Source organism: Pseudoalteromonas sp. SG43-5, assembly GCF_014164345.1.
Taxonomy (GTDB): domain Bacteria; phylum Pseudomonadota; class Gammaproteobacteria; order Enterobacterales; family Alteromonadaceae; genus Pseudoalteromonas; species Pseudoalteromonas distincta.
On sequence record NZ_JACJFA010000021.1, the window covers coordinates 41,576 to 55,309 of the forward strand.

The 13,734-nt window shown below is 40.4% G+C and carries 16 protein-coding genes; 12 read left to right on the forward strand and 4 right to left on the reverse strand.

From position 1 onward, the window contains the following. Positions 1–22 precede the first annotated feature (22 nt). From H5161_RS17310 to H5161_RS17335, 6 genes are all read left to right on the forward strand, one after another. Positions 23–637: a YigZ family protein gene (locus tag H5161_RS17310; RefSeq protein ID WP_182734642.1), complete on the forward strand. Its 615-nt coding sequence runs from the start codon at positions 23–25 to the stop codon at positions 635–637. A gap of 96 nt (positions 638–733) precedes the next feature. Further along, on the forward strand, positions 734–2,185 hold the full coding sequence (locus H5161_RS17315) for a TrkH family potassium uptake protein (RefSeq protein ID WP_182769746.1): 1,452 nt from the start codon (positions 734–736) through the stop codon (positions 2,183–2,185). Positions 2,186–2,230: 45 nt separating this feature from the next. Then, the gene (locus H5161_RS17320; RefSeq protein ID WP_024597190.1) at positions 2,231–2,890 is read left to right on the forward strand and encodes a flagellar brake protein; all 660 of its coding nucleotides are present in this window, start codon (positions 2,231–2,233) and stop codon (positions 2,888–2,890) included. A gap of 465 nt (positions 2,891–3,355) precedes the next feature. Continuing rightward, positions 3,356–3,568, forward strand: a complete 213-nt coding sequence (locus H5161_RS17325) for an EF-hand domain-containing protein (protein ID WP_182769747.1) — start codon at positions 3,356–3,358, stop codon at positions 3,566–3,568. A gap of 140 nt (positions 3,569–3,708) precedes the next feature. After that, positions 3,709–3,921 (forward strand): calmodulin, encoded by a 213-nt coding sequence (locus H5161_RS17330; protein WP_004335174.1) that lies wholly within the window; start codon positions 3,709–3,711, stop codon positions 3,919–3,921. Positions 3,922–3,984: 63 nt separating this feature from the next. Then, positions 3,985–4,200, forward strand: a complete 216-nt coding sequence (locus H5161_RS17335) for an EF-hand domain-containing protein (RefSeq protein WP_182694279.1) — start codon at positions 3,985–3,987, stop codon at positions 4,198–4,200. Positions 4,201–4,281: 81 nt separating this feature from the next. Here the strand turns inward: H5161_RS17335 and trkA are convergent, their stop codons facing one another. The 4 genes from trkA to def all read right to left on the reverse strand — a co-directional run bounded on the left by trkA (position 4,282) and on the right by def (position 8,514). Beyond that, positions 4,282–5,658: a Trk system potassium transporter TrkA gene (gene trkA / locus H5161_RS17340; RefSeq protein WP_154904167.1), complete on the reverse strand. Its 1,377-nt coding sequence runs from the start codon at positions 5,656–5,658 to the stop codon at positions 4,282–4,284. An 86-nt stretch (positions 5,659–5,744) separates the two neighbouring features. Next, positions 5,745–7,040, reverse strand: coding sequence for a 16S rRNA (cytosine(967)-C(5))-methyltransferase RsmB (gene rsmB / locus H5161_RS17345; RefSeq protein WP_004335167.1), 1,296 nt, complete (start codon positions 7,038–7,040; stop codon positions 5,745–5,747). Further along, positions 7,033–7,986, reverse strand: coding sequence for a methionyl-tRNA formyltransferase (fmt, locus tag H5161_RS17350; RefSeq protein ID WP_182696206.1), 954 nt, complete (start codon positions 7,984–7,986; stop codon positions 7,033–7,035). Before fmt ends, rsmB begins: the two co-directional genes overlap by 8 nt. Positions 7,987–8,007: 21 nt before the next feature. Further along, on the reverse strand, positions 8,008–8,514 hold the full coding sequence (gene def, locus H5161_RS17355) for a peptide deformylase (protein WP_004335162.1): 507 nt from the start codon (positions 8,512–8,514) through the stop codon (positions 8,008–8,010). Between the two features lie 118 nt (positions 8,515–8,632). Between def and H5161_RS17360 the strand changes: the two genes are divergently transcribed. From H5161_RS17360 to hemF, 6 genes are all read left to right on the forward strand, one after another. Next, positions 8,633–9,751, forward strand: coding sequence for a LysM peptidoglycan-binding domain-containing protein (locus H5161_RS17360; protein ID WP_004335161.1), 1,119 nt, complete (start codon positions 8,633–8,635; stop codon positions 9,749–9,751). A 31-nt stretch (positions 9,752–9,782) separates the two neighbouring features. Then, positions 9,783–10,874 (forward strand): DNA-processing protein DprA, encoded by a 1,092-nt coding sequence (gene dprA, locus H5161_RS17365; protein WP_182738752.1) that lies wholly within the window; start codon positions 9,783–9,785, stop codon positions 10,872–10,874. Position 10,875: 1 nt separating this feature from the next. Further along, positions 10,876–11,349 carry a DUF494 family protein gene (locus tag H5161_RS17370; RefSeq protein WP_182769748.1) on the forward strand — a complete coding sequence of 158 codons (474 nt, stop codon included), beginning with the start codon at positions 10,876–10,878 and terminating at the stop codon, positions 11,347–11,349. Positions 11,350–11,463: 114 nt separating this feature from the next. Further along, a complete protein-coding gene (locus H5161_RS17375) occupies positions 11,464–12,039 on the forward strand; it encodes a type I DNA topoisomerase (protein WP_004335155.1) in 576 nt (191 codons plus the stop codon). A gap of 25 nt (positions 12,040–12,064) precedes the next feature. Beyond that, positions 12,065–12,628, forward strand: a complete 564-nt coding sequence (locus H5161_RS17380) for an L-threonylcarbamoyladenylate synthase (protein WP_004335153.1) — start codon at positions 12,065–12,067, stop codon at positions 12,626–12,628. A 1-nt stretch (position 12,629) separates the two neighbouring features. After that, complete coding sequence (gene hemF, locus H5161_RS17385; protein WP_024594982.1) at positions 12,630–13,580, forward strand: oxygen-dependent coproporphyrinogen oxidase; 951 nt, start codon at positions 12,630–12,632, stop codon at positions 13,578–13,580. Positions 13,581–13,734: the final 154 nt, after the last annotated feature.

Below are 13,734 nucleotides of genomic sequence, written 5' to 3' on the forward strand. Positions count from 1 at the left end.
CATTTTTAATTGAGCTTTTAATATGTCTGAATATAAATATCCTGCTGCTGACGTTTTTCATCAAGAAGAAATAAAAAAAAGTACGTTTATAGTCCACATTGCACACACCCCCGATTTAAATTCAGCAAAAACATTTATTAAAAGCATTGAAGAAAAGTATAGCGATGCACGTCATAACTGCTGGGCACATGTGGCAGGCAACCCCGGTGGCAGCCATGTTTATGGTTTTTCGGATGATGGTGAACCTAATGGCACTGCAGGAAAGCCTATGCTAAATGTGCTGGTGGGTTCGGGCCTTGGCGAAATTACTGCCGTGGTGACACGTTATTTTGGCGGCATAAAATTAGGCACCGGCGGACTAGTACGTGCTTATGGTGGCTCATTAAATAATGCACTAGTAAAATTGCAAACGGTGCTTAAAGTTCCCTGCGTTGAAATTACTGGGAGTAGTGAGTACAGCATGCAAGGCGCGATTGAGCAGTTATTAAAAACAAAGTATCAAGTGCTTAATATTGATAAGCAATTTACTGCTAATATTGAGTGGGTGATTACAATCGATAGCCGCGAAGCCAAGCAAGCAGTCAAAGATATTTTTGATTTAAGTCACGGCGCAGTTGAGTTAACTATTAAAGAGTAATAACCTACACAAATTGCATATAATGCATACTGACCCTATTTAATTTGGTTGATACTACTCAGCCTGAATTTACTAATAATAAAAGCGACAAGCTAAATGCAATTTCGTACCATCATAAAAATTCTTGGCCAACTTGTTGCGCTGTTTAGTATTACCATGGTGCCTCCGGCACTGGTGTCTTTAATATACAAAGACGGTGGTGGTGTTCCTTTTGTTTTAGCATTTATCTTTAGTGTTGTTATTGGCATGATGGCTTATTACCCAAACCGCCATGAAAACGGTGATTTAAAAGCACGTGAAGGCTTTTTAATTGTTGTTTTGTTTTGGCTGGTACTTGGGGCGTTTGCGTCCTTGCCGCTTATCTTTTTACAAGAACCTAACTTATCGCTCGCCGATGCGGTATTTGAAGCATTTTCTGGCTTAACAACCACCGGCGCTACGGTGCTTACCGGTATTGAGTATTTACCCAAGTCGGTATTGTTTTATCGCCAGCAACTCCAGTGGTTTGGCGGTATGGGTATAATCGTACTCGCTGTTGCTATACTCCCAATGCTAGGTGTTGGTGGTATGCAGTTGTACCGCGCTGAAATACCAGGGCCTGTAAAAGATTCTAAAATGACCCCGCGAATTGCCGATACTGCAAAGCACCTTTGGTATATTTATGTGTCGTTGACTATTACTTGTATGATGGCTTATTGGGCTGCGGGAATGGAGTGGTTTGATGCTATATGCCATGCATTCTCAACGGTGGCGATAGGTGGTTTTTCTACTTACGACGCCTCCATGGGGCACTTTGACAGCCCTGTAATTAACTTTATTTGTGTGTTCTTTTTAATTATTGCCGCTGTTAACTTCTCCCTGCATTACGCCGCAGTGGCGAGCCGAAATATACAAGTTTATATTAGAGACCCAGAGTTTAAGGTGTTTTTGTGTATTCAATTAGCGCTGGTGGTTATTTGTTTTACCGTACTTTCCTCTAACGAAATATTTGCTAATGGCGATGAAACCCTCGATCAGGCGTTATTTCAAGCTGTTTCAATGAGTACAACAGCAGGCTTTGCTACTGATAACTTTTCAACATGGCCTTTGTTTTTACCTATTTTACTTATATTTTCGAGCTTTATTGGTGGCTGTGCAGGCTCTACCGGTGGTGGTATGAAAGTAGTGCGCGTATTTTTACTTTATTTGCAGGGCGTGCGTGAGCTCAATCGTTTAGTGCACCCACGGGCTATATATTCAATCAAGCTGGGTCGTAAGGCGTTGCCAGACAAAGTAGTAGAAGCCGTGTGGGGATTTTTCTCTGCATATGCGCTTGTATTTATTATTATCATGTTAGCGCTTATGGGCACGGGTATGGATAACATAACTGCGTTCTCAGCCACTGCGGCTTGTTTAAATAACTTAGGGCCTGGCTTAGGAGATGTAGCGTCGCATTATGGTGCTATAACCGATGGTGCTAAATGGTTGCTTACTATTGCAATGGTGTTTGGTCGCCTAGAAATATTTACTTTATTAGTGTTATTTACGCCTACTTTTTGGCGTGGATAAACGAGCGGCTTAAGTTTTAAATTACAAAATATTGGAAAAAGGGATATGCCAACAAATTTAGAAAAGCTAAAGCATATAGGTGTAGGCAGTTTAGTTGACCTAGAAATATTAACACCTACAAGCAGTAAGCGTGTTAAAACTGAATTAGTTGGTTTACTCGATAAACAGTTTATTATTTTAAATTATCCCAATGCTAAGCGTTTACCTGCAGCGAGTGACTATTTACGTGATGGTGTAATGGTTGTTGTAAGAGCACTGATTGAAGGCAGTGGCGGGCAAGTTATTGCGTTTCGCCAGCAAATTATGTCAGTAGCCTCTCATCCCGCTAAACTCGTCTTTATTAATTTTCCTAAGCAAGTGCAGCTATTTGCGCTACGCTCGCAAACACGCATACCTACCTTGTTACCTGCAAAGCTAAAACTAAGTGACGATAGAGTGCTTGAAGGCCTTATTAAGGACATTTCACTCACTGGTGTAATGTTTGATATTAGAGGCGATCAGCAAGCTGAAGGTATTAAAGATATGCAATGCACTGTCGTACTCAATAGTAGTGATAAAGATTTTGAAGGTGAAATTTGCAGTGTTAAAGAGCATGTCGCAGGTGTGCACTGCGGAATTAAGCTACTAGCAAGCGAGGATGAAATGAAAACCTTTATGAAAGAGCATTTTATAGACCCATCTGCGCTTGAGCCCACCGTTGACTAAATCGTTTTTCGCTTATTTGCAACAAAATGTCGTTTTACGTGAGTATTTATAAAGTGTTTTTTTGTTTTTATATAATTAAAAATATTATTCAGATAAAACAATGTTTTACGTATTTTTTGTTATGGCTTGTTTGTTGTTGTTATAGCTACTTCGTTAAAATTAACCTTAATTATTTTTTAAAATCCCTCCTTTTATAGCTCTACATTTTAAAATGTATCTTTTTATATAAACATAACTAGTTGTTTTTAATGACTTTAGTTTTTCACCTCTAAAGCGTGTTGCGAAAAGGCAACAGTAATGACTCTGAAAATTCCTACTTATTGTACGTATTCTTTTTAACTTCTTGAAATTTAATGGCTTTTCAATGTTGGCATTTAAGTTGTAATAGTCAGGGTGTACTGAACGAAATCGTGATTCAAAGTGAAACACTTAATCGCACACACATAAATTTGAAGGATACATATTATGAAAAGCATTAATAAAACTTTAGCACTTATCGCTATTGCATCTTCTTCAGCCGCTTTTGCAGCAACAGATTTTGACACACTTGATGTAGACAGCAGTGGCACAATTAGCCAAGCAGAAGCATCAGTAGACGCAAAATTAATGAGCATGTTTTCTGAGCTTGATACTGACCAAAATGGTGAGTTATCAAAAGAAGAATTTTCAGAAGCTTAATTAAAAAGTATTTATCCTGAGTTGCCAAAGACAACCTAAGTAGGCAAGGGAGCTTACGAAAGAGGATAACAAGGAAGTGAAAAATTACGTTTTAAGTTAAACGAAGCAATTTTTTTGATAGAACATTGAAGGATTAAGTTATGAAACATTTAAATAAAGCATTAGCACTTATAGTACTAGCATCTTCTTCAGCTGCATTTGCAGCATCAGATTTTGACAGCCTTGATATCGATGGTAGCGGCACAATTAGCCCAAGCGAAGCGGCAGTCGATACCGATTTAATGGCTGAATTTATTGAGCTAGACACAGATGGTAGCGGCGAGCTTTCTAAAGAAGAGTTCGCTAATTACTAATTAAACATTTTTCACAGTCAGGGATCTTTGAACAGGACTTCCCATATTACTAGGAATATTATTATGAAAACATTCAATACAACACTTGCAGTTATCGTTTTAGCATCTTCATCAGCAGCATATGCTGCAGTAGATTTTGCCTCTTTTGATGCAGATGGCGACGGTGCGATTTCAATGGAAGAAGCGAAGGTTAACCCTCAACTTGTGAAGATTTTTGATGATTTAGATACTGATGGAAATGGTGAAATCTCTAAAGAAGAGTTTTCAAAGGTACAGTAATCAATATTCGAAGATACTCCACTAAAGCCGCCTTAGTCAGCGGCTTTTTTGTATTTTAAATTAACTAATTAGCGTAACTAGTTAAAGGAATATAGCACTTACTTGGAATAGTTTTTCTACAACGGTAATATGTTTTTTGTCGATTAAAAACATAATGACATGATCGCCCGACATAATAATTGTATCATCGTGAGCTATCAGTACATCGTCATTACGTACTATTGCGCCAATAGTTGTACCCGCTGGAAGTTTTATGTCGGCAATCGCGCGACCAACAACTTTAGATGTGCTTTCATCACCATGAGCAACCGCTTCTATGGCTTCTGCCGCACCTTTACGCAGTGAATACACATTAACAATATCACCACGGCGTACGTGCGTTAATAACGCTGATATTGTTGCTTGTTGTGGCGATATGGCAATGTCTATTTCGCCGCCTTGTACCAAATCAACGTAAGCACCACGCTGGATAAGCACCATGGTTTTCTGTGCGCCCATACGTTTTGCAAGCATGGCTGACATAATGTTTGCTTCATCGTCGTTGGTTACGGCAATAAACACATCTACTTGTTCAATATGCTCTTCTGAGAGCAGTTCTTGATCAGATGCGTCACCACAAAAAACGACCGTGTTATCGAGCATTTCTGAGAGTTGCTCAGCACGTTCTTTACTGCGTTCAATTAGTTTAACGGTGTGGTTTTTTTCAAGTGAGCGGGCAAGGCCTGCCCCAATGTTACCGCCACCAGCTATCATAATTTTTTTGTACGAACGCTCAAGTTTTTGTAGCTCGTTCATTACTGCGCGTATATGTTTTGTAGCGGCAATAAAGAATACTTCGTCATCGGCTTCAATAACGGTGGTACCCAATGGTTTTATTGCTTTACCTTGACGATAAATAGCGGCAACACGAGTTTCTACATTAGGAATATGTTCTTTAAGTGCAGATAACGCATAACCTACAAGTAAACCGCCATAGTAAGCTTTTACGGCTACTAACGAGAGCATGCCATCAGCAAACTGCAATACTTGCAGAGCACCAGGGTAGTCAATTAAACGGCGAATATACTTAGTGACCAGTGCTTCGGGAGCAATGTAATGATCGATTGGTAAATCATCGTTTTGAAAAAGTTTTTCGCGGTATTTTAAGTATTGCTCTGAGCGAATACGAGCAATTTTAGTAGGCGTTTTAAAAATACTGTATGCCACTTGGCATGCAACCATGTTCACTTCATCTGAACTGGTTACCGCTATAATCATATCGGCATCTTCAGCACCTGCGCGGCGTAATACATCAGGATGCGCGCTGTGGCCCATAACCCCTTGTAAGTCGTACTTATCTTGAAGTTCACGTAATCGGTTACCGTCTATATCAACAACGGTAATTTCGTTTTGTTCGCCAACTAAGTTTTCAGCAAGCGTAGCACCAACTTGCCCGGCACCGAGTATAATTATTTTCATTATTTACCCGTGGTATTGATCATAATTTAATTAAAAAAATAGCCATTTAATGTTTCATAAATGGCTAACTATTTAGTGTACGGCTATTAGGCTTTTTTAACTAGCTTAGCGTAATAAAATCCATCACTTTCACCGGGCAGTAACTGCAAACCTGGCGTTGTTACGGTATCGTTTTCGTGTAGAGGTATATGTTCTACATCATCGTTATTAGCTAAAAACTTAGCAACTTGCTGTTGGTTTTCTTGTGGAAGAACCGAACACGTAGCATATACCAATGTGCCACCTGGTTTTAACAGTGGCCAAATGCTATCAAGAATATCGCTTTGTAACTTGGCTAAGTCTTCGATATCTGATGCGCGACGTAACCATTTTATGTCAGGGTGACGGCGAATTACGCCAGTGGCCGAACAAGGCACATCAAGTAAAATACGATCAAATAATTTTTCATCCCACCAGGTATGTGGTTGCGATGCATCGCCACATTGTAGGTCTGCACCTAAGCCAATACGAGTTAAGTTTTGCTTAACACGTTCAAGGCGAGTTGAGTCGCTATCAAGTGCAAGTACATCAGCATCAGCAAGCTCTAAAATATGACATGTTTTACCGCCAGGGGCTGCGCAGGCATCCAAAATATAGTCGTCTGCTTTAGGTTCTAAAAAGCGAGCTGCAAGTTGTGCGGCAGCATCTTGTACTGAACATGCACCTGTATCAAACTCAGGTAACGAAAATACATCACGTGGTTTGGCAAGCTTAATCCCATCAATAAAATCAGGGTTTAAGGTGTGTTCAATATCGTTAGCGCTAAGCATGTCGCTGTATTCTTGCGTGCTAAATTGTGCTTGGTTTACACGAAGCCACATCGGCGCTTGTTGCTGGTTTTCTTCAAGTAGTGCTTCCCAGCTATCTGGGTAGGCTGTTTGCACCTGTTTAATAAACCAATTTGGATGGTTGTATAAACATACCGGAATAAGCTTCGCTTTTTCTTCAAGCTCAGCTTGTTGACGCTGAAAGCTACGTAAAATGGCGTTTATCAGTCCTTTTAATCCTAAAGCGCGTAGTTGAGCCAGTGCGTTAACCGTTTCTGAAATGGCAGCATGAGGTGGTACGCGCATATGCTGCAGTTGATAAATACCTACGTATAATAAAAACTGAAATATTCTACGTTTACCTTTTAATGGCTGCTCTACTAAGTGTTGGCAGTAATTTTCAAGGCTCGGTAAGTAGCGTAAAACGCCATAACAAATTTGCTGTAGCAACGCTTTATCTTTAGGCGGCAAGCCTTGGCTTGCAAATGGAAGTTCTTGATTAAGCGATGCGCCTTTATCAACTACGTTATATAAAGTTTCAGCGGCAAGCGCTCGTACGTTTGGAACATTACTCATTGTTTTCGCCTAATATTGTGCCAGGAGTAACCCAGTCACTACGACCATTTAAAAAGTCGTTAATTGCCATTGGTTTTTTACCTTGCGGCTGTAATTGCGTAATACATAAAGCGTGTTCGCCACACGCCACTACTACGCCATTTTTGTCGCTTGATAAAATTTGCCCAGGATCACCTGATTGCAGCATAACCTGCGCTTGATGAATCTTTACTGTTTGCCCACCCATTTGGGTAAAGCACATTGGCCACGGGTTAAAAGAGCGAATGTTTCGCTCGATTTGAAGCGCACTCATGGACCAGTCGATATCAGCTTCCTCTTTAGAAAGCTTTTTAGCGTAGTTAGCAAGTTCATCGTCTTGAGGTTCAGGGGTGATCTCACCATTAGCTAATTTATTAATGGTTTCAATTAACGCATCTGGACCTAGCTCAGCAAGCTTTGTATATAAGCTTGCGCTAGTTTCTGTTGTGCTAATAGGGCAGCGGCTTATATGTAGCATATCGCCGGTATCTAGCCCTTCATCCATTTGCATTATTGTTACGCCGGTTTGTTCATCACCTGCCCAAATTGCGCGTTGAATAGGTGCAGCACCGCGCCAGCGCGGTAATATAGAGCCATGCACGTTTAAACAACCTAAACGTGGCGCTTCTAAAATAGCTTTAGGTAAAATTAAGCCATATGCTACAACAATCATAATGTCGGCATTTAAGCTTGTTAGCTCTGCTAGTGCTTCATCATTTTTTAATGACTGTGGCTGAAAAACCGGTAAGTTGTGCTCAAGCGCTAGCTCTTTCACTTCACTGGCTTTTAACTTTTTACCACGACCTGCAGGGCGATCTGGCTGGCTATATACACCCACTATTTGGTGTTCGCTTTGTATCAGCGCTTGTAAATGACGTGCGGCAAAGTCCGGCGTACCGGCAAATATAATGCGTAATGGTTGAGTCACTGAGTTTTCCTAAGGTGCTTATTACTGTTCTGCAAACTTGGCTTCTTTTTCAAGCTTTTTACGAATACGTTGGCGCTTTAATGGAGATAAGTAATCAATGAATAGCTTACCTTGAAGGTGATCTAGTTCATGTTGAATACAAATAGCCAATAATTCATCTGCATCTAATACAAATTCTTCACCGTTTTCGTTAAGTGCAGCGACTGTTACTGTTTCTGCGCGATCTACTTTTGCATACGAGTTAGGTACTGATAAACAGCCTTCTTCGCTAACGGTAGAGCCGTCTTTTTTAATGATTTGTGGATTAATTAATACCAGTGGCTCATTGCGCTCTTCTGACACATCAATAACAACGATTCGTTGATGAATATCTACTTGCGTGGCCGCAAGACCAATGCCATTTTCATCGTACATTGTCTCTAGCATGTCTTTTACAATTTGGCGTACTGTGTCATCAACTTGTACAACATCTTTTGCTACAGTACGTAAACGTTCATCTGGAAATCTTAAAACTTCTAACCTAGCCATAGTTACCTTTTTCACTTGTGCTTAATTTAGGGTATTGTATGCTCTTATTTTAGCCATTCGCGTTCACCTTTAACAGGTTTTGGGCAATAATAATGAAAAAACAATACAAGGAAGCTCGATGAAATCTCCACTACTTGCAATCATGCTTACGTTAAGCGCTGCGTTTCCCGCAGTTGCTGATGTACTTAAAATAAAAAAAGACGCACCAAAACAGTATGTTGTAAAAAAAGGCGATACACTTTGGGATATTTCTGGCATCTATTTAGATGAGCCTTGGCTATGGCCTGAACTTTGGCAAATGAATCCACAAATTGACAACCCACACCTAATTTACCCCGGTGATGCATTAGCGTTGATATACGATGCAGATGGAAACCCACGTTTAGTGATCAATAAAGGATATAGAAAGCTATCTCCTCAGGGTCGTATTACACCAAAAGGGCGTGATGCTATTACTACTTTGCCGCTTGAAATGATCAAACCTTATATCAGTTACGAGCAAGCAATGAACAGTGACGATATTAAAGGTAAACCTTATATTTTAGGTGCAAACGAAAATACTAAAACACAAACGCTAGGCCATATTTTATATGTTAAAGGGGACTTACAAGTACATAAAGCATATGCCATTTACCATAAAGGTGACCCCTACACTGATTTAACCGGTGAAGTGTTAGCAACGCGTGCATCTTATGTGGGTATAGCACGTGCTTTTAGAGCGGGCGATGAGAAAAATGGCGTGCCTTCATCATTACGTGTTGAGTCTGTTAAACGAGAAATTCAGCAAGGTGACTTTTTAATGCCGGCAATGGAAGGCCAAATGCTTCCTGCGTACTTTGATATACACCGTCCTTCAGAACCTGTAACAGGTAATATTATTGCTTCACCACGCGAAGTTAGAGAATTCAGCACAATGGATGTTGTGGTGCTAAACTTAGGCAGTGAACAAAATATAGAAGCGGGTCATGTATTAGATCTAGAGCGTCAATCGCCAACGGTTATTGATGGTCCTCGTGGCCCTCGTTACCCAGAAGATTCTAGTAAATATGAGAAGCTTTTATCTGATGTGAGCCAATTATTTGGTGATGAGTCTGACGAACAAAACACAACGTGGACCATGCCTAAAGAAAAAGTTGGTGAGCTAATTGTCTTTAAAGTGTATGACAAAGTAAGTTATGCATTAATAACTAAAAACCAGCACCCAATTCGCATTGGAGATATTGCAGTTATTCATTAAGAAGTAGCGAGTCGGTGCTCTAGGAGAGAGCATGGATCAGTCATCTGGCAAGCTAGCCCACTGGCTTGCCTTTTATATGTGTAAAGGGTTGGGTATAAAAACCCTTTTAGCACTATCTACAAACTATTCCCTTGGGTCGTTATTCGACTTATCTCATAACAAGCTTTTACAGCTTGGGTTAACCGCTAATCAAGCGAGTAATTTACTCAACACCAATTGGCAACAAGTCAGTCATTATGAGCAATTAATAGCGCTGAACAACATTACTGTTGTCTGTATTTTTGATGCGCTTTACCCAGAAGATCTCCGGCAGATTGCCAGTGCGCCTTTATTACTATTTTGCAGGGGAGATGTCTCGTTATTATCAACTCCACAAATTGCAATTGTTGGCAGTCGTAATGCTACACCTACCGGGCTTGAAATAGCCTCAGAATTTGCATACGAGTTAACTTTGGCGGGTATTACGGTTACTTCAGGTATGGCGCGGGGAATAGATGGTGCAGCACACAAAGGCTCTCTTGCTGGTACGGGGAAAACCATAGCGGTGCTTGGTACTGGGGTTGATATTTACTACCCCAAACGCCATAAACTATTAACAGACCAAGTTTTAGAAAGCGGTTTGCTGGTGAGTGAGTTTTTACCAGGCACAGCTGCTCATGCGCACAACTTTCCGCGCCGTAATCGTATTATTTCTGGGTTATCGTTAGGAGTGCTTATTGTTGAAGCTGAAATTAAAAGTGGTTCGTTAATTACAGTACGCTATGCGCTTGAACAAAATAAAGAGGTATTTGCAGTACCGGGTTCTATTAAAAACCCGTTAGCGCAGGCAAGTCACTTTTTAATAAAGCAAGGTGCTAAGCTGGTAGAAAACGTGGCTGACATTCTTGATGAGGTGAGTTTTACTTACGACAATAACGTATTTAATAAAGAGCAGCCGATTCAAGCCAATTCTCAATGTGAGGTTTTAAATAGTATTGGCTTTGAAGTAACCAGTGTAGATGACATTGTGCGTCGTGCGCAGTGGCCAATAGATAAAGTACTCAGTAGGTTGCTCGATTTAGAATTAGACGATCAGATTGAGCGAGTGTTAGATGGTTACATCAAGTTAAGCGCAGGAAGGTAATATGTTTGATATTCTTTTGTATCTTTTTGAAAATTACATTCATAGCGAAGCGGATATATTTGCAGAGCAAAATGAGTTAACCGATGAGCTACTGCGTGCTGGCTTTAATAAGCCTGAGATATTTAAAGCTCTTGATTGGTTAGAGCAACTAGCCGATTTACAACACAGCGATGAGTCTCCTTATCTTATAGCTAATCCTAAAAATGCAATTCGTATATTTACCGATAGCGAGTGCCAAAGGCTCAGTACTGAGTGTCGTGGTTTTTTAATGTTTATTGAGCAAATAGGCGTAATTAACAATGTAACACGTGAAATGGTAATGGACTGTTTAGCCTCTCTCGATAAACCAACTATAAGCCTAGAAGACTTAAAGTGGATTGTACTTATGATCTTGTTTAACGTTCCTGGCTCTGAAGAGGCATATGAGCAAATGGAAGATTTGATTTTTGATGAACCCAGCGAACTTCTTCATTAGAGATAATTATCTTGATTGTACTCAAATTACTTAAAAGGATAAGCACGGCATTGCTTGTATCTTTAAGTGGTTTGGGTATATTAGGCGAAAATTCACCAACCTATTAGGATCACCATGAGTAAAATCGACCATTCGCTTTTCTCGGCGAACAAGCACGCCCTCGAAAAAGAATACGAGATATGCCCACAGTGTGGTTCAGAGTTAGTGATCCGCAATAGTAAATCAGGCCCTTTTTTAGGATGCGCAAGTTATCCCAAATGCGACTTTATTAGGCCGCTGGCACATCACGACAGTAACGAAATCAAAATATTAGAAGATTCAGCATGTCCTGAGTGTAGCAAACCGCTGGTGGTTAAAAATGGCCGCTATGGTATGTTTATTGGGTGTACGGGCTATCCAGAGTGTCATTACATTGCTAACGAAAATGAAGAAAAGCAAAGCGAAGATACTTTGCCTAGTTGCCCTAAATGCAAAAAAGGTCATTTAGTCGCGCGCAGTAATAAGTTTGGTAAAGTATTTTATTCTTGTGATTGCTACCCAAGTTGTAAATACACGCTTAATAATAAACCGGTTGAACATCCGTGTCCTGAATGTGACTGGCCTATCGTCATAGAAAGAAATATGGCAAACGGCATATTATTGCAATGCCCACAAAAAAGCTGCATGCATAAGCTCACCCCAACTGAATAACGTTTAATTATATCTGGAGACTACTTTGTCAGACCTTTCAAATACGCCCACTGCAATAACATGCTTAACGCAAGGCGAAGTTATTTTATACCCAACAGAAGCTGTATATGGTTTAGGTTGTGATCCAGATAATCAACAAGCCGTTGAGGCACTATTAGCTATTAAGCAGCGCCCGGTTGAAAAAGGGCTTATTTTAATCGCTGATAACTACGGACAATTATTAAAATACGTAGATGATGCAAAAATACCAATGGATAAACGCGCTGATATTTTTTCGAGTTGGCCTGCTGCAATTACATGGGTTATGCCTGCATCTAAAAATACGCCTAAATGGCTCACAGGGCAGTTTGATACCATCGCGGTAAGAGTAACAAACCATCCAACAGTAAAGCGTTTGTGCCAAGAGTTTGGTAAGCCATTAGTATCAACCAGTGCAAACTTAACCGGTCAAGAAACGGTAATTAGTATTGAGCAAGCCAAAGCGCAATTTGCAGAACAAGTTGGCTTTTACGTTGACGAGCCGTTAGGTGGTAATACTCAACCAAGCACAATAAAAGACGCCATGACTGGCAAAATATTTAGAGGTTAATATGCAAAGCGAATTATTAAATCAAGTAAAAGCATACTTTATGGCTTTGCAAGACACTATTTGCCAAGGTTTGGAGGCTGCAGATGGCAGTGCTAAATTTATAGAAGATAACTGGCAGCGAGCAGAAGGCGGTGGTGGTCGTACACGCGTAACCACTAATGGCACTGTAATAGAGCAAGGCGGAGTTAATTACTCTCATGTATTTGGCGCTTCAATGCCTGGTTCGGCAACAGCGCACAGACCAGAGCTTGCAGGGCGCAGCTTTCATGCGTGTGGTGTGTCGTTAGTTATTCACCCTAAAAACCCTCATGTACCAACAAGTCATGCCAATGTGCGCTTTTTTATAGCCGAAAAAGAAGGCGAAGAGCCAATATGGTGGTTTGGTGGCGGGTTTGATCTCACTCCTTTTTATCCAGTATTAGAAGACGTACAACATTGGCATCAAGTTGCTCACGACATTTGTGCGCCTTTTGGCAGCGACGTTTATCCAAAATACAAAACCTGGTGCGACGAGTACTTTTATTTAAAGCACAGAGATGAGACTCGCGGAGTAGGCGGTTTATTCTTTGACGATTTAAACGAACTTGGTTTTGAAAAGAGTTTTGCGTTTATGCAATCGGTGGGTAATGGATTTTTAGATGCCTATTTACCTATTATTGAACGTCGCAAAAATGACGAATACACAGAGCAACAACGTGATTTTCAGCTTTATCGTCGCGGGCGCTACGTTGAGTTTAATTTAGTATGGGATAGGGGCACTTTATTTGGATTACAAAGTGGCGGGCGCACTGAGTCTATATTAATGTCTATGCCACCACTTGCACGCTGGGAATATAACTATAAACCAGAGCCAAGTAGCCCAGAAGCTAACCTATATCAGTATTACTTACGCCCGCAAGAGTGGTTAACGAGTCAACCAAGTGAGCTGATAGCCAGAGAGTGGCAATTATAAAAATTAAACAATAATCAAAAAGGCGCTAATTAGCTGTCTCTTATACACAAATCCCTGCTAAGAAATTAGCGGGGATTTTTTTGAACTAAATCTCAATGTCATGATCAGATCTTCAAATCTTGTTTGAGGGCACATTATGATTAACGAACATACT